Below are 21068 nucleotides of genomic sequence, written 5' to 3' on the forward strand. Positions count from 1 at the left end.
GAAGACAGAAAATATATGAATTTTACCAAACAACAATTCAAAAGTGAACTGAAAGACTATGCCGTCATCACACTGGGCTCGGTCGTTTACGCACTGGCATGGACATTCTTTCTGCTCCCCTACCACATCGTGTCGGGCGGCGTAACAGGTCTGTCTGCCATCGTTTTCTACGCCACGGGCATCCCCCTTCAGTACACCTATTTCGGCATCAATGCCATCCTGCTGGTCTTTGCGCTGAAAATTATCGGTTTCCGATTCATGACAAAGACCATCTACGCCACCTTCATGCTCTCGTTTATGCTCAGTTTCACACAGACACTGGTGGCTGACGAGAACGGCAATCTCATCAAACTGATGGGCGAAGGCAACGACTTCATGTCGCTCCTCATCGGCAGTATCATGCTCGGTGTGGCGCTCGCCGTCGTGTTCCTCAACAACGGCAGCACGGGCGGAACGGATATCATCGCCGCTTGTATCAACAAATACAAACCCATTTCGCTCGGACGCGTACTCATCACCGTTGACCTGTGCATCATCGGAAGCTGTCTTTTCATCCCTGCCTTCGGCGAACTCTTCCAGCGCGCACAGATGGTGGTGTTCGGACTTTGCACGATGGTGGTTATGAACTTCATGCTCGACTACGTGATGAACGCGCGGCGCGAATCTGTGCAATTCCTCATCTTTTCGAAAAAATACAACGAGATAGCCAAAGCCATCGGTACCGAAACCTCGCACGGCATCACGCTGCTCGACGGACAAGGCTGGTACAGCGGACAGGAGACGAAGGTGCTCTGCATCCTTACCCGCAAGCGTGAGAGCGTTGCCATCTTCCGCATCATCAAGACCATCGACCCCGACGCATTCGTCTCGCAAAGTTCGGTCATCGGCGTCTATGGAAAGGGATTCGACGCCATCAAAGTGAAAGCCAAGAAAACAGAAGAAAACAAACCCGCATGAAAAAGATTGTTTTTGCGACGAACAACAAGCATAAGCTGGAGGAGGCACAGCAAATCCTCGGCAACGAGTTCAAAATCCTCTCACTTGCCGACATCAATTGCCATGAAGAACTGCCCGAAACTTCCGATACGCTCGAAGGAAATGCCTACCAGAAGGCAGAATATGTGTGGAGCCATTATTTCAGAGACGAGAAGATACCTGTCTTTGCCGACGATACGGGACTCGAAGTGGAGGCACTCGGAGGCGAACCAGGCGTACTCTCTGCCCGCTATGCCGCTATCGACGGCGACCCGCAGCAAAGCCACGACAGCGAAGCAAACATGAAAAAACTGCTCCGCAAACTCGATGGCGAAGACAACCGGACAGCCCGCTTCCGCACAGTCATCTCATTAGTAATCGACGCCAGTGATACAACGACAGAAATTCCTCTTTATATGGAAAAAAGATGGGAATTCGAGGGCATCGTCAACGGACAGATTATCCGCGAGCGTCGCGGCACCACCGGCTTCGGATACGACCCCATCTTCCAGCCCGACGGCTACGAACAGACATTCGCCGAACTGGGAGCAGACATCAAAAACCAAATCTCTCACCGCGCACGAGCCATGCAAAAGCTCGCGGAGTTCCTGAAGGACAAAAACCTGTAATCATCATTATACAACCCCGTCCGGTCTAACACCCGACATCGGGGTCAATCGGTGCATCAACCCGCCCGAAACAAAAAAGTGTAACTAATAGTGTGACAATATCTTCTTCGCCAATGCCCTCTGCCGCTCTTTCTTGGTAGGCTTCGAAGGCATCAGTGCATCAAAGACTCCATTGACAGCCCCTTCTATGAATCCGCAAAAGACAGCCTCTCCCACCGTGTCATAATATTGGTTGCATTCAAATAAAGGGGGAGGTGCAGGAACCCAAAACGGACCGCAACGAAATGGCGAGACATCAACTTCGTTCACCAAAGCATATTGATTTTGCAACATGACACTTCCAGTCGATTCTTGTCCGGGAGGAGACAGCAAATAGCTCTTTTTCCACAATGAATAAATGGGCGGCACGATTTTCACTGCCTGGTAGACAGAATCGCCTTGCCATGCGTAGTTCTTCAGTATCAGCTGCTGGGCTCCCGTTTTTCCAAATCCTATGAACAGATAAAGGGAAAGAATAAACGCCAATCTTCTCATACCAACATAATTTACTGGTGCAAAGATAGTTATTTTCTTTTTAAAAACAAAAAAGCGCAGGTTTATAGTTGAAAAGACAAAGAAGGGAAAAACGGAAATCATTAAAGAAAACTGGACGGGCGGAAAAAATTTCCTGCCGTTTTTTTACAATTATTAACGCGAATGCTTGCGATATTTTCCACCGAACTTTCCCTCGCACCCGTACAGGCAAACCTCGCGCATCGGGGTTTGTAAAACATTATCAGTCAACTTATTAAAAGAAACACACACGAAAACTATTTACAAAATAATCAAGAATATTCTCCAAAAATGCAGGTTTTTGCCCCTGAAAGTGGCACTTTGGGAAGCGAAAGTGCCACTTTTGACCTCCAAAACGGGAACTTTTGCGTCCTGAAAGGGCAACTTTGGGGAGGTCAAAGTTCAACTTTCGCCCGACAATTCTTGAATTTTCACTGAACGAGAGTGGCTTTTTACTATTATTATTCAAAAACTATTCATTTGTTTTTCCAGAATTGAAAAGTTCGATTCATGAAATTTTCGGACACCCGTCGTTTTATTAACGTTCTTTACTTTTTAATTGAAAGTTAATTCAAAAATAAGTTTAATTTTCACCATTTATATCTATATAAAATTAAAAAAATAAGGCTAAACGATTGATTTCTCCTTTTTATTTGCTAATTTTGTATTCGCTGTATGATTCCTGAGTGGTCATTTGCAGGCAATTTCGGGGCAGTGTTCATGTAGCATGGATAATAAAAAGTCTTTTTATGCGTTAATCTAAATATTTTCATCTGTTTATGATTAAATGGGGTTTGACATTTCTCTTAGCGTCTCTGATGGTCCTTTCCACCAGCTGTGGAAGGCGGAATCCCCTTGAGAAGTATATGCTGATGCGAGAGCGGGAAGAGGCTGAGATGCAAAGGACGTACAGGGAATATAACGAGCAATACAACTACGGTACGCCGGAAGAGGAATTGTATGAGGAGGAAGATGAGTACGACACCAAGCACTCAATGGGCATTTATGAACGTGAACAGGAATATTTGGAGTATGAACATAACAAGAACAACCAGATGTTGTTCGACAGATAAAAAGAATTTGATGAAACGCATATTCAAACGCATATTTGCTTTTTTGCTGATGGCATGGGCTGTCATAGCCACCCATGCGGCAGTTATCGGTTCGTGGAACATCTACTACGCCTATCGCGACATCACGGAGATAGAACCTGCGGGCAGCACGGTTTACGTGCTCAGCTCGGGCGGTTTGTTCTCATACAACGTCAACGACCAGAGCGTGCAGGTGTATGACAAGGTCAATGCGCTCTCCGACTGCGGCATTGCACACATCAACTACTGTCCGGCAGCAAAAAAGCTACTCATCATCTACGACAATCAAAACATGGACGTGCTCTCCACTGACGGAGAGACGGAAAACCTGTCCGACTACTACAACAAGTCGATGACGCAGGACAAGACTGTCAACACCGTCTATATACAGGGGCAGTATGCCTATTTGGCAACGGGGTTCGGCATCGTGAAGGTGAATGTGCAGAACGTGGAGGTGAGCGATTCTTACAACCTGGGCTTCAAGGTGAATTACTGCTACATCGAAAACGGCAATATCTTTGCCGCTTCCGAGACCGACGGATTGTGGTCGGCACCGCTGACAGTGAACCTGTTAGACAAGAAGAACTGGAGTCGCAGCGGTGACTATGTGCCGAAGAGTTTCGACAAGCGGACGGTGTATGACGAGAAGAACAAGTGCTGGTGGACTGCCGACAGCGACGGCTCGCTGATGGCATACACCGAGAGTGGCGGTTCGAAAACCATCACGGTTCAAGGCATCCGCCCGGACGGTCCGAAATACAACCACTTCGGTTTCATACGCTTCACCAACAATACGCTCTACTCCGTCGGTGGCGGATATAGCGCACACGGCGAACTGGGGCGTCCGGCTGCCGTACAATCGTTCAGCGGTGACACATGGACATGCTTCGAAGAGAATATCCAGTCGCGCATCGGACATCAATACAACGACATGCTCAGCATCGACGTCGATCCCACTAACAGCAGCCATGTGACTGTGAGCGGAAAGAGCGGCATCTATGAATTTATCGACGGCAAACTCTCAAAACACCATAATATTGACAACAGTCCGCTGCTTCCTGCCATCAGCGGCAACCGCGACTATGTGGTTGTTCCGACGCTGAAATACGACAGCCAAGGCAATTTGTGGGCATTCAATTCCCGCGTCAGACAAGCATCACTCTTCAAACTTGGCAACGACAACCAATGGCAGTCGCTGCACAAGGATATTTTCCTGAGCAAGAACGGCAGGAGTATGAACGCGATGGCAGGGATGTTTTTCGATAGCCGCAACCTGCTGTGGATGGTCAACGACCACTGGGACTTCCCCGCCTTTTTCGCCTACCAGCCGGAAAGTGACGGCGTGATGGCATTCACATCGTTCATCAACCAAGACGGAGCAACGCTCTCGCCCATCTTCATACAATGTATCGCTGAAGACAAGTCGGGCAACATCTGGGTGGGAACGGATGCCGGCGTGATGGTGGTCTATGCACAGGACATCGCCAACGGCTATACGGACAAAATCAACCAGATAAAAGTGCCGCGCAACGATGGCACCAACTTCGCCGACTATCTGCTCGACGGCGTGAACGTATCGTGCATCGCGGTAGATGGTGGCGGGCGCAAATGGTTCGGAACCAACGGCAACGGTGTCTATCTCATCAGCGAAGACAACAACACGCAAATACACCACTTCCTCTCAACCAACAGCCAGCTGCTTTCCAACAATATCGAATCGATAGCCATCAACGACCATACAGGCGAAGTTTTCTTCGGCACGGACAAAGGACTCTGCTCCTATATGAGCGATGCCAATGTGCCGAACGAAGAGATGACGAGCGACAACGTGTATGCCTATCCCAATCCCGTGCGCCCGGATTATACCGGACCAATCATTGTCACCGGACTCAGTTACGACGCTGACGTGAAGATTCTCACGAGCAACGGCGTACTTGTAGCCCAGGGACGGAGCAACGGAGGCATGTTTACCTGGGACGGAAAAGACATGAAGGGGAAGCCGGTGGTAAGCGGTGTATATATGGTTCATACCGCTACGAGCGAAGGCAAAAAAGGCGCTGTGTGCAAGATAGCCATCGTCCGCTAACGTTTTCTGCCTATTACAAAAGGCAGGAATCTTTCAAGAACATAAATAGATGGTATGCACAGCAGTATTCCTCCGACAGTTAGCAGGAGGTTCGGAAGAATGGTTCCCTCATAAACCGACAGCGGAATGCCTAAAACATAGACGGTGAAGCCCTTGATGAGCGTATAGTTCGTGAGGTGAAGTGCGCAGATTGTCAACGTGTTTTTCGACATATATTCCACCCACCGACAGCGCCCGAAACGCTTTGAAAGACCTTCACACAACACTTTCATCATGTAAATGCCACTGAAGGCTGCCAATAAGAAGAACATCGCATTGCCATACTGGTTTCGGTATAGATAGACGCGCTCGTTCATCAGCGCTGCTGCCGTCACTACAATCAATGCCAACAACCCCATCAGACCGTTTGATTGGAACAGTTGCTTGAGTTCGCTTCCTGCACAGTAAAAGAGCATTCCTATCATCATCGTTCCCAAACTGAATGGCAGGACGTGAGCGTTTAGATAAGCATTCAAAAAACCGAACATACCTATCATCATCACTACAATCAGACGCTGAAGGAATCCAAGTTTCCGAAAGAGGAAATAATAAACCACTTCGAGCAGGAAAAGACAAAAGAGAAACCACAAAGGTATGTTGTGTACCATGTCCGGCGCATTGCAAAACAGTGCTGCCACCAACGGCTCATACCATAGCGTCGTTTCATCAACAGCACCATAATGTCTTCCAACGAACCACCAGAAGACAAACGTCAGCAGATTGAAACACACATAAGGAATCATCAACTGACGGAAACGCTTTCGCACAAACGCTTTCGCATCCGGATTCCTGTCAAACGAGAACAAAAAGCCTGAGAGAAAGAAAAACAGCGGCATGCGGAACACACTGATCCAATCGGTCACGAAGGGCGTAACCTGCGTGTGTGCCAATATCACCAACGTGATGCCTATCGCCTTGGCATAATCTATCCAAACTATCCGCTCTTTCATAGTCTCTTTCATCTGAATATGTCCTCATTTTCATCAAACACATCGCACTTCACACCTCCGGCACTCAAAACGGAATGGAAGAGGAAAGAAGAATTGTATTTCTTCAACCTGTTCTTCCGCAAAGCCTCCACTTTATCTGCATGCCGAGCCATATACGAATCGGAGAACCACACGAAACAAGCCGGATGATGAAGGGCTTCATGGTCGGCACCGTGTGTGTACATACCATCTTCACCCATACACTCTCCGTGGTCGGAAAGATAGATGAGCACGGCATTGCGATGACGCAGCCGGTTGATGGCGGCATTCCAGAAATAGTCAGAATAGAGAATGGTATTGTCATAAGCATTGAGCATCTCCTCGTGCGAATTGGAAGAAATCACCTTACTCGACAACGTAGGTTTCCACCGCTCAAAACGCTCTGGAAAATGTGCGTTATACCACCAATGCGAACCGATGGTGTGAAGAATCAACAGATGCCTGTTTTCCTCACGTTCCAGTTCCTTATCCATATAAGGCAGGATATCTTCATCGAGCCATTTTTCGTAGTGATAGAGCGATTTTCCACTGTTCACATAAATGAGACTGTCACACTCTTTCATAAAATAAATGAACGTGGACACGGGCTCCTGATTGGCTATCCAGGCTGTCCGATAGCCCGCTTTCCTGAACAACGACACAAACGAACGCTCCTCATACGCCCTATCAGGATCATCATGACTGGCACGGGTCAGCAAATAGGGAACACTCGTATGCGTGAATGCTTCTTCAGAATAGATATTCGGTAGCGACAATACGTTCTTTTCCTTACACAAAAGTGGTGTTGTCGGGCGGGAATAACCATTGATTTGCAGATTGGATGACCGGACAGACTCACCTAAAACAACCACTATCACTACCGAATCATCCTCACAAAGCACCTTTCCAGGAAAGTCAGGGCGCACGTTTTTTATTTCTTTCCTATTAGAAAAATAAGTGTTTACACTATAATATATATTATAAGGTATGCGCGCATTCAAGGGATTAGCGAACGCACGCACATGGGTCACTCCGAAAATGATGAGGAAAGCAAAAAGAAAATGAATCAAAGGAAATGAAAAAGTCACTTTCTTAAAGCGATAGTAAACCACCGAAAAAGCAAATATCAAACTCACTATCACCAACAATACAAGCTGCCATGAAACCACATCCATATCGGTACGAATATCGTTCACGACAGCGAGTTCAAACAACATCGGCGTCAGTGTCACCTTCGCAGTATATTTGAAGTAAGCCAATATGGCGCAAATGGCTGTCAATAACGGGAAAGTAACAGCAAACACATATCGGTTGATGCTTATCAGATAAAGCACACCGAATGTGGCAAAGGCAACAACCAAGAACTGAAGCAGTATGTTGATTAAGTCGGAAAAACCTCGGAAAGGGATGTCATAGAAATCAGACAACAAGAAAAATAATCCGTAGAAAGCTGTTAATCCAACTACGAACAGCAATGGCTTGATGTGTGATTTACTGATACGTAACATTTAAAGTTATTATAAAAGTGTGATGTTACCCTCCGAATCAATCGTTATAGGATTCTGTGGAATGTCCTGTTCACTCAGTATTTTTATCTCGCGCGCAACGCTGTTGGTCATATCTTTACGCGGACCTGCTCCACGCTGCTGGATGAACGAATGAATCTTTCCGCTGAGAAAGCGACCATTTTTATCTATTTCAATGTTGATGACGGGTGCATATCCAGATATTCCAGTGAGGCTCATCCCGTAAGGTGTACAGAAATTACCGAGGCTGTATGCGATGAAACGTCCGTTATATACTTCCACCGCACGAACCACATGCGGACCATGTCCATACACGACATCAGCACCATGGTCTATACAAAAATGAGCAAACTCACGGAGATTTCCACGATTCTCTCCTAAAAATATTTCCGTACCGCGTGGCAAATGGCGCTTGTCTCTTCCTTCTGCACCACCATGAAACGAAACAATCACAATGTCAGATTTCTCACGAAGGTCTTCCACTATCCGCTTTACAAGGCTTAAATCAGTATGTTTCAACGTGTAGGAATTATGTCCGAAAGCGCAAATACCATACTTCACTCCGTCCTTTTCCAATACCACTGACTCTATCCTACCCTTTATGCCGGAATATTTGATGCCCTGAGCGTCGAGCACTCTCTCGGACTCAGCAATACCTTCAGCTCCGAAATCATTCGCATGATTGTTTGCCATGCTCAGATAGTCGTATCCTGCTTCTTTAAGCAGGGGTGCAAAACTTGGCGGCATACGGAAAGCATAACTATATTTCCCACTGCCTTTCGTGCTTTTTCCACCACTGCAGATGGCTCCCTCGAGGTTACCGACTGCGAGGTCTGCCTGTTGCGTAAATTCCTTTGTATCACTGAAAATGTCTCTTCCATTATTAGGCGGCAACTGCACCGTAGGATAAGTCGTGCCCATCATGATGTCGCCACACATTGATATAACCATCTTTTCAGGCAGTTGCTTCGTTTCTTTCACCTGAGAACGTGGCAAACTATCAGTCTCTATGTTGACCGACTGGCGATTATTCTCTGCCTTTGATGTGCATGACAACGACAACACCATTGCCATAAATAGAAAAAATTGCTTCATTATATATTTCATTTTTGTTTTTAATAAAAAAGGCGCCAACGGATAGCGCCTCAATAACTAATATAAAAGTAGAAATTTAATAGTCCAAAATACGCCGAGCGCCGATGTATCGTCCTTTGTAATAACCAGCTTTCGCATAGTTATCTACGACCACTCCACGACGGGAAGCATGTACGAAATGGAAATTTCCGTCTTCCTCTACTTCAGTCACAATACCTACATGACCGACACTCCTACCAGAACGCGGACTCGTAAAGAACACCAGGTCACCCTGACGAAGTTCGTCTCTCTTCACAGAAACACCCTGTGTATATTGTGTCTTTGAGCTCGGACTGAGCGAGATATTTTTTATTCCATATACGTAACTCGTAAATCCAGAGCAGTCAAAAGCATGCGGACCTTTCATACCGGAACGATAAGGACGACCCAGGTACTTCATTGCATTTTCTATGATATCAGCTCCTGTCACATTGAAAAGAGCCTCTAACTCATCGCTGCTCTCCGAAAAATCAACATAAGAAGCATCCGGCTTGTCGTCACCAACAACCACATCCGTCGCACTCGTTGATAAAAAAGTGAATGTACTAAGTAGAAAAGTAGTTACTATATATTTAAAATCCATGATCAAAATAATTAGTCCTATTAAAAATGATATTGCAAATATAAAGAAAATCAGTGAGTTATAAAAATCATATTTACATTCTTTTTTATAATAAATCAAAAAAGAAAAGTGGTTCGAAAGGTGTTTACTGTCAATATATCAGACATTTAAGAGAGATAAAACAGCGAAATGAACGAAATCCGTATTTCATGTTTTTTAATATAATTATACGTAACTTTAAATGTTAAAATAGCATCAAACTAAAATATAACCTATCCACTTATCAAACGATTATCATTATATTTCTTTATTTTATTTTTTGAAAAAAGAAAGGATTGATGATGATGTCTTGTGGATATGTTGATAAAAAAGTACGTAAAATTCCAGTTATAAGATATGCACATTCAAGTGTTATTTATCCACTACTTTTTATAGATTTAATTATTTAATAATAAATAGGTTATAATACTTATTCACAATTTCTTTTTAAAAGGTAGTTTTTAATAAGTGGATAATCTCTATAAATAAAATATGTTGAATATGTGTTCAAAAATGAATCATATATTGGGTATTTTTCAATAATCAATATCTTCATTTTATTTATATGTGGAAAAAAGATAAGTTATACCACCAATTATCCACAATTTATCCACAATAATTTTTGATAAGTCTTAAATTCCAATTTAAAGATGTATTTTTGTGATCAAATAATTAAGGTAGAAATATTTTTATGATATGTTTTTTTAAAAAAAATAGTTTTTTGGTTATATTTTACGTTCCCTTCTTGTCTATATATGTAGAATGAAAAAAGAAAATATAGAAGTGTTGTTCCGACAATACTATAATAAAATGATACGACTCGCAAGACGAATGCTCTATGACGTTGAAGAATCACGCGATGTGGTTAGCGAAGTGTTTGCCACACTCATTAAGACTAATGTCATACCTACCAACGTGGAAGCCTATCTGCTCATGAGTGTGCGTAACCGGTGTATAAATATCTTGCAACATAAAGAAGTCAAAAAACGTTTCGAGCAGGCATACATCATAGAACAATCTGAAGTTTATATTACCGATACGATAGCCTTAGATACTGTAGAGGAAGAACAGCGACTAACTTTATTACTCAATTATGCTGAGCAAAATCTGCCAGAACAAACATTACGCGTGTTTCGTATGAGGCATATAAAAAGTATGAAATATCAGGAAATAGCCGAAGAGTTGGGTATCAGTCGTGTGATGGTTTATAAACATTTGACTAAAGCCATACAGATAATTAGAGAATATAATAATCAAAATAAATAAGACCATGGATAGAAAAGAAAAAATCCAGTTGTTATTGGATATGCAGGAGTATCCTGAAAAGTTTTCAGAGCAAGCATTGAGAGCGATGCTTGACGATCCCGAAATGGGTGAAATGATGGAAGCTACGGCACAATTAAAGCAAGCCATGATAAATAATGAAAACGATATTGAAATAGATACCGAATGGCAGCGTTTCTTACAAACTCATCCAATTGAGAAAAAATATGAACGCAACATTTTGAAAATAGCTGCTATCTTTATAGGTATATTAATGATATCGGGTATTACCTTCGCAGCTATTCATATTATACGTCATTCCTCCAATGTTATTAATAATCCGCAAGTTTCAATCAAAGAGACTACTATTGTAAATTCAAATAAACTATCAGCTGCTGATATAGTAAAAACCGATACTATACCACAAAATGTGATACGTTACGACGAGACCAAACTCGAGCAAATACTGACCGATATGGCTGACTATTATGGACTGACGTTGAATTGGAAAAGCAAGGAAGCAAAGACATTACGGTTATTTTATATATGGAACAAACAACAATCTGCATCAGAAGCTATAAATAGTATCAATTCTTTTGAGCGCATCCATTTGGAATTGATCGACAATATTCTGATAGTAGAAATACAAACCAATAAGCCTTAAATAATAACTATGAGACGACTAACAATCATCTGTGTGCTATACCTTGTGACAACATTTGCTTTGGCTCAGCGTATTACTAAACGCTATGATAATATATCAATGTCAAAAATTTTAATGGAATTCAATGACCTGCAACGTGAATATACCATCAACTTCATTTACGATGAATTGGAGGATTTTAAGGTAACGACAGAAATAAAAAATAAAAAAATAACAGATGCTATTTTCCAAATTGTCGGTTTCTATCCTATCCGAGTTATCAAGAGCGGTGAATATGAGATTTTCGTGGAGTGTACTTATAAAACTGACCGTCATCTGATGGGTACTATTATTGATGAGCAGGGCCAACCAGTGGCATACGCTAATGTAGCTATTCTCCATCCGAAAGACTCCACCCTACTGAGTGGAGGTGTATCGAATGAAAGTGGATATTTTGCAGTTCCTTACGAAACATTTTCTACGGAGGGAAACAAGGAGGGAGCCGTCCTCGCGCGTATCTCATACGTTGGCTATAAAACTATATATAAAATATGTAGTCAACCTGAGATAGGGACAATACGGATGCACCCCGAAACGCAAACACTCAAAAGCGTCACAGTCAAAGGCGAACGACCTATCTATCAAACCAAAGGCAGTAGCATCATTACAAACGTGGCAGGTACGGTTTTGGAACGTTTGCACAGTACCAGCGAACTGCTATTACAAGTACCAGGTGTTATTGCTTCACCAAATGGAACGATATCTGTTTTTGGACGTGGAACTCCTATTTACTATATCAACAACCGCAAAGTGCAAAACATGCAGGAAATAACCCGTCTATCACCCAAGGACATCCAGAATATCGAACTAGTACGTAATCCTGGAGCACAATACGATGCAAAAGTGAGAGCCGTCATAAAAATAACAACACGCATAAAGGAAGAAGGATATACACTACAGGTAAATGTCAGTGAAAAACTCAATAATGTACTGACATCAAAAGGATCTGTCAATGTAGGATTGAAAAAAGAAAAACTCAATACCTCAATGTATCTGGAGTACGAGGACTTTCATCGACACTTTAACCAACCACAGATAGTAGAACTCGTTGTAGATGGTGATAACTATCGATATGAAAATACAGAGAATAACTACAAATCACACCAGAAAGAACCGCGTTGGTCGGCTAACATAGATTACGAGTTCAACGAACGACACATTGCAGGTATCAGTTACGATGGTTATCACAATACGTGGCTTTCTCCGTCTGATGCTTGGCGCATCTGTAGCAAAAATAGTCAAGAGTTCCAGCGCACCCGCATTTTGAGCGACTACCATAACGATATAAATTCTACCCACGTCAACACGTTTTACAATGCTGAGTGGACGAATCGCCTACGCACCGCCCTCAATATTGACTATGCAGGCAACTCCAGCAACTACCGCCAACTGACCGATGAAATAACAAATGACGTAACGCGCTCAACACTTAACAAAAGCAAGAGTCGTTACCACATCTATGCAGGTCGGCTAACGTTCGACTACACTTTAGGACCGAAATCCTCATTGTTATGGGGTGCAGAGTACAACCGCGTGACAGGCAACGGAACAGCTGATTGCAGCAATACCATCGTGCCATCTTCTGATTATAGACAATGGGAAAATAAAACTGCAGCTTTTGTGGAGGCGAAAGTGATGTTTGGCAACTGGACACTGAACGGAGGCCTGCGCTATGAGGACGTGACAAGCGACTATGCAGACCGTTTGGCTCCCGATGCCAATGTCCACCGTCATTACCGCAATCTGTTTCCTTCTGTGGAAATCAGCTATGGACACGGAGGATGGATAAATACTCTCTCGTTCTCGTCGCGTACCAGACGTCCGTCATTGCGCCAACTGAGTAACTATACATTCTATGACAGCGAGTTTGCCTATCAACACGGCAATCCCAGTCTTCGGCCCATGACATTCTACACCGCTGAGTGGAGCACGGGTTACAAGTTTATCTATGCCTCAGTCAGCTATATTTATAAGAAAAACGTGATAACTAACGACATATACACCGAGAATGAACACTCCCACATATTGGTGAGTTCCCCCAGTAATTTCGACCACGCAAGTCAGTTGAGTGCCAATGTCGGTTTGCAATATAAACTCCGTTGGTGGCGACCATCGCTCCGCATGGCTGTTAGCCACACGTTCTTTAACGGCGAGTATATGAAAGAGCCATACAATTACGACAAGACCGAGTTCTCTGTCGTGACCAGCCAATACTTTGACCTGCCACACTCATGGCTCGCTAACATCTATTATTATTACAACAGCGGCGGTACGCAGAACTATGTTCAATTGAAATCTTACCAGATGCTCAACCTAAGCCTACAGAAGTCCTTCTTACAAAATCGTCTAAGTGTGAAACTGGCGGCTCAAGACATCTTCCATAAAATGAAGTTCAATGCAGAATCGCGCATCCGCAACGTCCACTTCTGGCAGATTGAAGACCAAAAATATTGGAATTTCTCGCTAAGTATCGTCTATCGTCTGAATCAACTCAAGACCAAGTATCGCGGAAAGAATGCCGCCAACGAGCAAATTAACCGACTATAGAATCTCTTTGCTTTTCGTTTTTCATTAAATAAAACCCTTTTGCAAAATTTTCGCAGAATAAAAGTTCTACTTTTGTCCTGCGAAAATTTTTATGTAAAAAACAAATTCCTTCGCATTACTTCTTAATAGTAACACCGTTACCTAACAGAAGTAACATCGTTACTTCTATAAAATAACACTGTTACTTTTAAGAGATAACATTATTGCGTAAACATGCTGTTTGTGTTTTTATTAGAGAAATGATAAAATTTGTTTCACATAAAAAAAGGAGTTGTACGCTTTTTGTACAACTCCTTTAAACTATAGTAAGATGTTTGATTACTCTTCAACTTTGAAGTCATCTTTTCCTACACCGCAGATGGGGCATACCCAATCTTCTGGAATATCTTCAAACGCTGTTCCTGGTTCTATACCACTGTCAGGATCACCGATAGCAGGGTCGTAGATATACCCGCAAACTTCACAAATGTACTTTTTCATAATGTCTTTCTTTTTAAGTGAATAATATGATTTTACTGAATAATGTCTCTTATTTTCTGTATGATTTGCTTTTCGCTGATTTGATTCATACATGCATAGTCGTTCCTATGGCATGGCTGATTGCCGTATATACTGCAGGGACGACATTCCATTTCCAATTGAATAGCATTGTTTTCGCTTTGTCGCCATCCCATAAATCCGGCATAAGGATGTGTTGCTCCCCAGATGCTGACGACGGGAGTATCGGTCAGTGATGCCAAGTGCATGTTTGCACTGTCCATCGAAAGCATCACGTTCAGTTCTCTCATCAACAGAAGTTCGTTGTCCAATCCTCCCAATTTTTCCGATGCGTTCACACATCTCGCATATTTTGAACACCATTCGTTGATGATATCCTTCTCCTTCTTGCCTGCTCCGAAAAAGAAAATTCTGATGTTTTCGTCTTGAGAAAGCTCTTTAACAACGTTCTCCATCTTGTCTATCGGATAGATTTTTCCTTGGTGGGCAGCGAAGGGTGCTATGCCAATCCAGCGCTCATTCGGCTGCTTTTCTCCAATTACGGCTGAGAGAACATGGTCATTGTCTGCGCTTCCCAATCCTATTTCCCTGTCTTTCTTCAATTCAAAAGTAAAGCCCAATGCAGAAAAAACATCCTGGTAATTCTCGAAGGAAGTGGGTATTTGCTGTAGGACTTTATTGTTTTTTCGAACCAATTTTTTTCTTTCAGACCGGTGTTTGTTGATATGTTTTACTTTACAACCACCGATGAGAAATCTCAATCGCAGGTATTTTGTGCGCAACACGTCATGCAAATCGGCAACAGCCGTGAAATTCTTAGCCTTCAGGCGCCGATAGAGAACATTTAATCCATGGATTCCGCGATATTCATTCTTGAAATCGGCTTCCATGAAAAACACGTTTGGTGACAAGTTTTCAAAGAACGCACGTGCAAACCCACGACTGAGAATGGTTATCCTCAGTTCAGGATAAGCATCAGCAAGCGCTGCAATGACAGGAACGGTCATCGCAACATCGCCCATTGCCGACAGTCTGATAACCAGTATATGCTGATGATTCATTTTTTATAATTGCCGTTCACGTTGGCGTTTTTCCGTATAGAATAGGATTGGTAGAAGGGTCGTTATACATTTTCATTTGTCTGTAAACCTTCATGTACTTCTTTCCTTTTTCTATATCTTCAAGCAGTTGGTCGATGGCAGTTGAAAGGTCCACCCGCTGTTCAAGCAGAATATTGAGTTTCATCTGGCATTTCTCACGATGTTCGTCCGTAGCATCCTGTCGTTCCACCTCTTCCTGCATGTGATAGATTTTCAGTGCCAGAATAGAGAGGCGATCGATTGCCCATGCTGGACTTTCAGTGTTGATGCGTGCATCGGGCAGCACGTTTACGTCGCAATATTTCTGACGGAAATAACTGTCTATCTGCTCAACCAAGTCCGTCCTGTCTTGATTGGAACGGTCTATGCGTCGTTTCAGTTGCAGTGCGTCAATAGGGTCGATATGCGGATCGCGTATGATATCTTCCAAGTGCCATTGCACGGTGTCTATCCAACATTTCAGATAGAGGCGATTCTCTAATGAATCACGGCTATATGGATTATTAATCTCCATATCAATATCATTCTTTACGTGATAATCGCAGATAGCCTGCTGGAATATCCTGTTAAAATTCTCTGTGTATGACATAGCTTTTTCTTTGATTTAATTTTTGCAAAGATAATAAAAACGGATTGGCACACAAAATAAAACTACCTATTTTTTGAAGAATTCTTCGTTTGATGTTCATGTTCTGCTTCAAAAAGTTCTCATTAATGTTCCCGTTTCAAGTGTTATATTCTTTGGTTAAATGGGTTTTCAGAAAAGGAAACACGCCTTTTAATTGTCATAAAAAAGAGGTTGAAAATGCAATTATTGGGTCTGAAATGGGCAAAAAACATGCACAATATGGGGTATTATGTGCAATAAATAGTGCTTTTTTAATGAAAAAATTTGCATACATGAAATTTAATTTGTTCCTTTGCAACCGATTTCAAAAATGAAAATTAGTTATAACCATTTAAAAAGAAAAGAATTATGTCAGAAATTGAATCAAAGGTAAAAGCAATCATCGTAGATAAACTCGGTGTTGACGAATCAGAAGTGAAGCCTGAAGCAAGCTTTACAAATGATCTGGGTGCAGATTCATTGGATACAGTAGAACTCATCATGGAGTTCGAAAAGGAATTTAACATTTCAATTCCAGACGATAAAGCAGAGAAAATCGGCACCGTAAGCGATGCTATCGCATATATCGAGGAAAACGCAAAATAAGAGTTTTCCATTCGATGATAAATGTTGGGTGTTGGGTGTTGGTTAAAACGGACCAAATCCAACACCCAATTTTCTTTTTGAAGATTATTCATATACCAAGAACACAAATATTTGTATGGAGTTAAAAAGAGTAGTTGTTACAGGACTTGGAGCTGTAACACCAGTAGGTAACACTGTGGAGGATACGTGGAAAAACCTTGTTGCAGGAGTAAGTGGTGCCGACGGGATAAAGAGTTTTGACTGTTCGAAGTTCAAAACACAGTTTGCATGTGAAGTAAAAGACCTGGACATTAACGAATATATTGACAGGAAAGAGTCACGCAAGATAGACCGCTACACACAGTTGGCGCTCATCAGTGCAATGCAGGGAGTGAAAGACTCAGGCATCGACCTTGAGAAAGAGAACCTGAATCGCATCGGTGTGATCTACGGTGTGGGTATCGGTGGAATCAAGACTTTTGAAGAGGAAGTGAAATATTATGGTCAGCATATTGAAGACGGACCTAAATTCTCACCTTTCTTCATTCCGAAAATGATTTCCGACATAGCGTCTGGACACATCTCGATACATTTCGGATTCCATGGTCCGAACTATACGACGACGAGTGCCTGTGCATCATCCACGCATGCCCTTGCCGATGCGTTCAACTTGCTGCGTCTCGGCAAGGCTGACATCATTGTGGCAGGCGGTGCTGAAGCTGCCATTTGCGACTGCGGATTGGGTGGATTCAATGCGATGCACGCCTTGTCAACGCGTAATGACGACCCGAAGCGTGCCAGCCGTCCGTTCAGTGCGAGCCGCGACGGTTTTGTGATGGGCGAAGGTGCCGGCTGTCTGATTCTCGAAGAATTGGAGCATGCCAAGGCGCGCGGAGCAAAGATTTATGCAGAGATGGTGGGCGAAGGTGAGAGCGCCGATGCGTTCCATATCACGGCTTCCCATCCGGAAGGACTCGGTGCAAAGCTCGTGATGGAAGAAGCGCTTGCCGATGCAGGACTCAAACCAGAGGACATTGACTATATCAATGTGCACGGAACATCTACGCACGTGGGTGATATCTCCGAGGTGAAAGCCATCAAGGAGGTCTTCGGCGATGCAGCCTATAAGCTCAACATCAGTTCGACGAAGTCGATGACCGGTCACTTGCTCGGCGCTGCCGGCGCAATAGAGGCACTGGTGACCGTCTTGTCCGTGCAGAACGACATTGTTCCACCGACCATCAACCACGACGAAGACGACAAGGACGAGGAGATTGACTACAATCTGAACTTCACCTTCAACACAGCGCAGAAGCGTCAGGTGCGTGCTGCACTGAGCAACACCTTCGGATTCGGTGGTCATAATGCATGTGTGGTATTCAAGAAATATGAAGGCTGATGCCTCTTGAAACCACAAGAATCGTATAACAAGCAAACTTTAAATATGTTGAGAAACATGATTAGTCGGGTAAGGCTCCCTTTTCAAAAGGAAAAGGAGCTTTACCTTTCTTTACATAAGGTGCTCGGTTTTTATCCGAACCACATCGGCTATTACAAGCAGGCACTCATGCACAAGAGTGTTGTGGCGCGCGAGAAAGGGAAACGCATCAATAACGAACGCCTCGAATTTCTCGGCGACTCCATTCTCGGTGCCGTCGTGAGCGATATCGTCTATAAGCATTTCGAACGAAAAGGAGAGGGATTCCTGACCAATACACGTTCCAAGATTGTGCAGCGACCCACACTCAACCGCTTGGCGGAAGAGATGGGAATCATACATCTTATCAAGTATAACAGCAACATCTCTTCACACAACAACTACACGGGAGGCAACGCTTTCGAGGCACTTGTCGGAGCCATCTATCTCGACCAAGGCTACAAGGCTTGCATGAAATTCGTGGAGAAGCAGATACTGAGACATCTGATTAACCTCGACAAGGTGGCTTACAAGGAAGTGAACTTCAAGAGTAAACTGCTCGAATGGAGCCAGAAGAACCGCATACAGATTGAGTTTGTGCAGACAGACATGCACAAGGACGAAAAGGGAAGTCCCGTTTTCTCCTGCATGGTGATGCTTGAAGGCATAGAGGGCTGTCCGGGAACGGGATATTCCAAGAAAGAAAGCCAGCAGATTGCTGCGAAGGAAACGCTGAACCGCTTGCGCAAGAATCCAAAATTTATAGACGATGTGTTCGCTGCCAAGACCAACCGCACAAAGATGGAGGAAGAACCCGTTCAGTGTGTGCCCGATACGGAGGAGAAGGTGGATTTCATCAATGCGTCGAAGGCTGAAGAAACGCAGCCCGTTGAGCGCTTCAACGACACCGTTGAGGTGAAGGTGGAAACCGCTGCGGTTGATGATGAATTTGACTTGAGCGACATCAAGACAACCGTTGGCGAACCGTCCAGAGAAGATATCATAGCGGCTGCAGAGGCAGCAGCCTTCAACGAAGGCTAAACGTTCTATCTTCTTTAGTTGACAAGTCCTCCAGTAAACAAGTAACTAATCCCCACTCCCTTCGGGAGGGGTTAGGGGGTGGGTTTTATATATAAAAAAATAAGAGGGTGTAATCACGCCCTCTTATTTTTTTGCTTCCATTTATTCAGAAAAATCTATCACAATAGTGCCAGAACTCTTGACACCGCTTGTGGAAGTAAACTGTGCTAAAGTCATTCCTTCAGCAAGTAATTTCAAGGTTTTACCATTAATGACGTAGTCAACAATGTCTTTACTACCATCTTCTGGGTCGGTTGATATGATTTTTCCAGTATTTTTGCCAGTTTCCTCAATAGTGATATATGGTTCACCACCATCTTCTACAGTGTACCATTTTCCGTCTTCTGTTTTGTGAATCATGACAATGATTTTGTTTCGCTGTGTAAAATCATAAACCGCGGCGTCATAACCAATCAGTTGGGAGTGGTCGTCAACAAGTTCTTCAAAGTCAGCCTCACTCATTTTCCATTGTTGATAGATAGTCGTGTCTTTATCATCGTCATCGCACGAAACAAGTGTTGTCGATACGCTACCTACTGCAATTAGTGCCATTACTGAAAGCAGTAAACTTTTCATTTTTAAGTGTCTCATTTCTTTTAGTTTTTTTATTGATTGATAATTCATAATAATGACTATATTCAGTCCGTTTTTCCGGTGCAAAGATATATAAATATTCCGAAACACGTTCTTTATGCGTCAAAAACTATTAAAAAAGTGGTATATTTTTTTATCAATAATATTGTTTACCTTTGCAGACATGAATATAACAAGCGTATTACGCAAATTGTTCATCGCTCGTCAGCGTGAACTTGCACACTATACTTATGAGGCTGAAAAGTTGCAGCACGACGTTCTGATGCGTCTTATCGAACAGGCTAAGGACACGGAATATGGTCGCAAGCATTTGTTTGCTGCCATCAAGGGTTATGATGATTTTGCCAAGAATGTTCCCGTCAACACCTATGAGGAATTGAAAGGCGACATTGAGCGCATTCGTTCCCTGATGGGATAACTGTCAAAAAACAAATTCACTGAAATTGATGAGCAAATTCAGTGAATTTGGTGACCAATTTCAGTGAATTTGCTTTTCAAGGGGAGAACTTTTATGATGTCATAAATCAGGTGCGTTACCAACAAAATTGTTATAATGGGCGATGGCATCGGTCATTATCTCGTCATGGTCAAAGGCAAGGGATGGCAGTGAGTTGATTGGCCACCACTGCGCTTTCGTTGCATCATCTTGTCCTTTGACTTCAACAGGCTTGTCTATGATGGCAAGATAAACGACGGAAATGACACGACCGCGAGGGTCACGGTCAACCTTGGAGTATGCACCAATCTGGTGCACCTTGTCAATCTTCATTCCTGTCTCTTCCTCCAGTTCTCGGATGGCACACTGCTCGGTGGTCTCATCCATATTGAGGAAGCCGCCGGGGAATGCCCAGTAGCCCTTGTATGGTTCATTCCCACGCTCAATGAGCAACACCTGTGGTTCAATCTCGCGTGTCATCAATATGCAGTCTGCTGTTACTGCTGGTCGAGGATATTTGTATATGAATGCCATTATAACGTCATTTTGTTGTTGCAAAAATACTGAAAATCGACGGAAAATTTGCACAAGCGCAATTTTTTTTGCTTACCGTTCATATAGCCCCATGCATAAAAAC

Annotated in this window: 21 protein-coding genes; 11 read left to right on the forward strand and 10 right to left on the reverse strand. The window is 43.3% G+C overall.

What is annotated here, in order from left to right:
• Positions 1-15: 15 nt before the first annotated feature.
• Together GRF55_RS11310 and rdgB are read left to right on the forward strand one after the other, a co-directional pair.
• A complete protein-coding gene (locus GRF55_RS11310; RefSeq protein WP_220368494.1) occupies positions 16-957 on the forward strand; it encodes a YitT family protein in 942 nt (313 codons plus the stop codon).
• A complete protein-coding gene (rdgB, locus tag GRF55_RS11315) occupies positions 954-1604 on the forward strand; it encodes an RdgB/HAM1 family non-canonical purine NTP pyrophosphatase (RefSeq protein WP_220368495.1) in 651 nt (216 codons plus the stop codon). Before GRF55_RS11310 ends, rdgB begins: the two co-directional genes overlap by 4 nt.
• Before the next feature lie 84 nt (positions 1605-1688).
• Here rdgB and GRF55_RS11320 read toward each other — a convergent pair whose 3' ends face one another.
• Entirely contained in the window at positions 1689-2138 is a 450-nt protein-coding gene (locus tag GRF55_RS11320) for a hypothetical protein (protein WP_220368496.1), read from the reverse strand.
• An 884-nt stretch (positions 2139-3022) separates the two neighbouring features.
• Between GRF55_RS11320 and GRF55_RS11325 the strand changes: the two genes are divergently transcribed.
• Positions 3023-3229: a hypothetical protein gene (locus tag GRF55_RS11325; protein WP_220368497.1), complete on the forward strand. Its 207-nt coding sequence runs from the start codon at positions 3023-3025 to the stop codon at positions 3227-3229.
• 10 nt (positions 3230-3239) lie between these two features.
• A complete protein-coding gene (locus tag GRF55_RS11330; RefSeq protein WP_255563801.1) occupies positions 3240-5333 on the forward strand; it encodes a two-component regulator propeller domain-containing protein in 2094 nt (697 codons plus the stop codon).
• Here GRF55_RS11330 and GRF55_RS11335 read toward each other — a convergent pair.
• The 4 genes from GRF55_RS11335 to GRF55_RS11350 form a co-directional block, all read right to left on the reverse strand.
• Complete coding sequence (locus GRF55_RS11335) at positions 5330-6322, reverse strand: acyltransferase family protein (protein WP_220368498.1); 993 nt, start codon at positions 6320-6322, stop codon at positions 5330-5332. The two genes, GRF55_RS11330 and GRF55_RS11335, sit on opposite strands and share 4 nt — an antisense overlap.
• Positions 6323-6330: 8 nt before the next feature.
• Positions 6331-7848, reverse strand: coding sequence for a phosphoethanolamine transferase (locus GRF55_RS11340; protein WP_220368499.1), 1518 nt, complete (start codon positions 7846-7848; stop codon positions 6331-6333).
• A gap of 9 nt (positions 7849-7857) precedes the next feature.
• Entirely contained in the window at positions 7858-8961 is a 1104-nt protein-coding gene (locus GRF55_RS11345) for a CapA family protein (RefSeq protein WP_220368500.1), read from the reverse strand.
• Positions 8962-9037: 76 nt separating this feature from the next.
• Positions 9038-9682 (reverse strand): C40 family peptidase, encoded by a 645-nt coding sequence (locus tag GRF55_RS11350; protein WP_255563802.1) that lies wholly within the window; start codon positions 9680-9682, stop codon positions 9038-9040.
• Positions 9683-10363: 681 nt separating this feature from the next.
• Here GRF55_RS11350 and GRF55_RS11355 point away from each other — a divergent pair.
• Genes GRF55_RS11355 through GRF55_RS11365 form a run of 3 tightly spaced genes read left to right on the forward strand, consistent with a single transcriptional unit; the run spans position 10364 to position 14114 of the window.
• Entirely contained in the window at positions 10364-10867 is a 504-nt protein-coding gene (locus GRF55_RS11355; RefSeq protein ID WP_220368501.1) for a sigma-70 family RNA polymerase sigma factor, read from the forward strand.
• Positions 10868-10871: 4 nt separating this feature from the next.
• Positions 10872-11528, forward strand: a complete 657-nt coding sequence (locus tag GRF55_RS11360) for a hypothetical protein (protein WP_220368502.1) — start codon at positions 10872-10874, stop codon at positions 11526-11528.
• Between the two features lie 9 nt (positions 11529-11537).
• A complete protein-coding gene (locus GRF55_RS11365; protein ID WP_220368503.1) occupies positions 11538-14114 on the forward strand; it encodes an outer membrane beta-barrel family protein in 2577 nt (858 codons plus the stop codon).
• Between the two features lie 318 nt (positions 14115-14432).
• Here GRF55_RS11365 and rd read toward each other — a convergent pair whose 3' ends face one another.
• From rd to GRF55_RS11380, 3 genes are read right to left on the reverse strand one after another with little or no spacing between them, the layout of a single operon-like run.
• Positions 14433-14594 (reverse strand): rubredoxin, encoded by a 162-nt coding sequence (gene rd, locus GRF55_RS11370; protein WP_220368504.1) that lies wholly within the window; start codon positions 14592-14594, stop codon positions 14433-14435.
• 32 nt (positions 14595-14626) lie between these two features.
• On the reverse strand, positions 14627-15673 hold the full coding sequence (locus GRF55_RS11375; RefSeq protein ID WP_220368505.1) for a glycosyltransferase family 9 protein: 1047 nt from the start codon (positions 15671-15673) through the stop codon (positions 14627-14629).
• A 16-nt stretch (positions 15674-15689) separates the two neighbouring features.
• Complete coding sequence (locus tag GRF55_RS11380) at positions 15690-16301, reverse strand: DUF4254 domain-containing protein (protein WP_220368506.1); 612 nt, start codon at positions 16299-16301, stop codon at positions 15690-15692.
• Positions 16302-16688: 387 nt separating this feature from the next.
• Between GRF55_RS11380 and GRF55_RS11385 the strand changes: the two genes are divergently transcribed.
• The 3 genes from GRF55_RS11385 to rnc all read left to right on the forward strand — a co-directional run bounded on the left by GRF55_RS11385 (position 16689) and on the right by rnc (position 19362).
• Positions 16689-16925, forward strand: a complete 237-nt coding sequence (locus tag GRF55_RS11385; RefSeq protein ID WP_220368507.1) for an acyl carrier protein — start codon at positions 16689-16691, stop codon at positions 16923-16925.
• A 115-nt stretch (positions 16926-17040) separates the two neighbouring features.
• On the forward strand, positions 17041-18303 hold the full coding sequence (fabF, locus tag GRF55_RS11390) for a beta-ketoacyl-ACP synthase II (RefSeq protein ID WP_220368508.1): 1263 nt from the start codon (positions 17041-17043) through the stop codon (positions 18301-18303).
• Positions 18304-18348: 45 nt separating this feature from the next.
• Complete coding sequence (rnc, locus tag GRF55_RS11395) at positions 18349-19362, forward strand: ribonuclease III (RefSeq protein ID WP_220368509.1); 1014 nt, start codon at positions 18349-18351, stop codon at positions 19360-19362.
• Positions 19363-19503: 141 nt separating this feature from the next.
• Here rnc and GRF55_RS11400 read toward each other — a convergent pair whose 3' ends face one another.
• Positions 19504-19992, reverse strand: coding sequence for a hypothetical protein (locus GRF55_RS11400; RefSeq protein WP_220368510.1), 489 nt, complete (start codon positions 19990-19992; stop codon positions 19504-19506).
• A gap of 166 nt (positions 19993-20158) precedes the next feature.
• Here GRF55_RS11400 and GRF55_RS11405 point away from each other — a divergent pair, with 166 nt between their 5' ends.
• The gene (locus GRF55_RS11405; RefSeq protein ID WP_220368511.1) at positions 20159-20413 is read left to right on the forward strand and encodes a GH3 auxin-responsive promoter family protein; all 255 of its coding nucleotides are present in this window, start codon (positions 20159-20161) and stop codon (positions 20411-20413) included.
• A 99-nt stretch (positions 20414-20512) separates the two neighbouring features.
• On the opposite strand, the gene GRF55_RS11410 is transcribed toward GRF55_RS11405, so the two are convergent.
• Positions 20513-20965 carry an NUDIX hydrolase gene (locus GRF55_RS11410; protein WP_220368512.1) on the reverse strand — a complete coding sequence of 151 codons (453 nt, stop codon included), beginning with the start codon at positions 20963-20965 and terminating at the stop codon, positions 20513-20515.
• Positions 20966-21068: the final 103 nt, after the last annotated feature.

Origin of the sequence: Prevotella sp. Rep29 (genome assembly GCF_019551475.1) — a bacterium.
In the GTDB taxonomy this organism is placed as follows: Bacteria; Bacteroidota; Bacteroidia; order Bacteroidales; family Bacteroidaceae; genus Prevotella.

Coding starts and splice junctions, on each gene's coding strand:
- GRF55_RS11310 (WP_220368494.1), top strand. CDS start 16: ATGAATTTTACCAAACAACAATTCAAAAGTGAACTGAAAGACTATGCC.
- rdgB (WP_220368495.1), top strand. CDS start 954: ATGAAAAAGATTGTTTTTGCGACGAACAACAAGCATAAGCTGGAGGAG.
- GRF55_RS11320 (WP_220368496.1), bottom strand. CDS start 2,138: ATGAGAAGATTGGCGTTTATTCTTTCCCTTTATCTGTTCATAGGATTT.
- GRF55_RS11325 (WP_220368497.1), top strand. CDS start 3,023: ATGCTGATGCGAGAGCGGGAAGAGGCTGAGATGCAAAGGACGTACAGG.
- GRF55_RS11330 (WP_255563801.1), top strand. CDS start 3,240: ATGAAACGCATATTCAAACGCATATTTGCTTTTTTGCTGATGGCATGG.
- GRF55_RS11335 (WP_220368498.1), bottom strand. CDS start 6,322: ATGAAAGAGCGGATAGTTTGGATAGATTATGCCAAGGCGATAGGCATC.
- GRF55_RS11340 (WP_220368499.1), bottom strand. CDS start 7,848: ATGTTACGTATCAGTAAATCACACATCAAGCCATTGCTGTTCGTAGTT.
- GRF55_RS11345 (WP_220368500.1), bottom strand. CDS start 8,961: ATGAAGCAATTTTTTCTATTTATGGCAATGGTGTTGTCGTTGTCATGC.
- GRF55_RS11355 (WP_220368501.1), top strand. CDS start 10,364: ATGAAAAAAGAAAATATAGAAGTGTTGTTCCGACAATACTATAATAAA.
- GRF55_RS11360 (WP_220368502.1), top strand. CDS start 10,872: ATGGATAGAAAAGAAAAAATCCAGTTGTTATTGGATATGCAGGAGTAT.
- GRF55_RS11365 (WP_220368503.1), top strand. CDS start 11,538: ATGAGACGACTAACAATCATCTGTGTGCTATACCTTGTGACAACATTT.
- rd (WP_220368504.1), bottom strand. CDS start 14,594: ATGAAAAAGTACATTTGTGAAGTTTGCGGGTATATCTACGACCCTGCT.
- GRF55_RS11375 (WP_220368505.1), bottom strand. CDS start 15,673: ATGAATCATCAGCATATACTGGTTATCAGACTGTCGGCAATGGGCGAT.
- GRF55_RS11380 (WP_220368506.1), bottom strand. CDS start 16,301: ATGTCATACACAGAGAATTTTAACAGGATATTCCAGCAGGCTATCTGC.
- GRF55_RS11385 (WP_220368507.1), top strand. CDS start 16,689: ATGTCAGAAATTGAATCAAAGGTAAAAGCAATCATCGTAGATAAACTC.
- fabF (WP_220368508.1), top strand. CDS start 17,041: ATGGAGTTAAAAAGAGTAGTTGTTACAGGACTTGGAGCTGTAACACCA.
- rnc (WP_220368509.1), top strand. CDS start 18,349: ATGTTGAGAAACATGATTAGTCGGGTAAGGCTCCCTTTTCAAAAGGAA.
- GRF55_RS11400 (WP_220368510.1), bottom strand. CDS start 19,992: ATGAGACACTTAAAAATGAAAAGTTTACTGCTTTCAGTAATGGCACTA.
- GRF55_RS11405 (WP_220368511.1), top strand. CDS start 20,159: ATGAATATAACAAGCGTATTACGCAAATTGTTCATCGCTCGTCAGCGT.
- GRF55_RS11410 (WP_220368512.1), bottom strand. CDS start 20,965: ATGGCATTCATATACAAATATCCTCGACCAGCAGTAACAGCAGACTGC.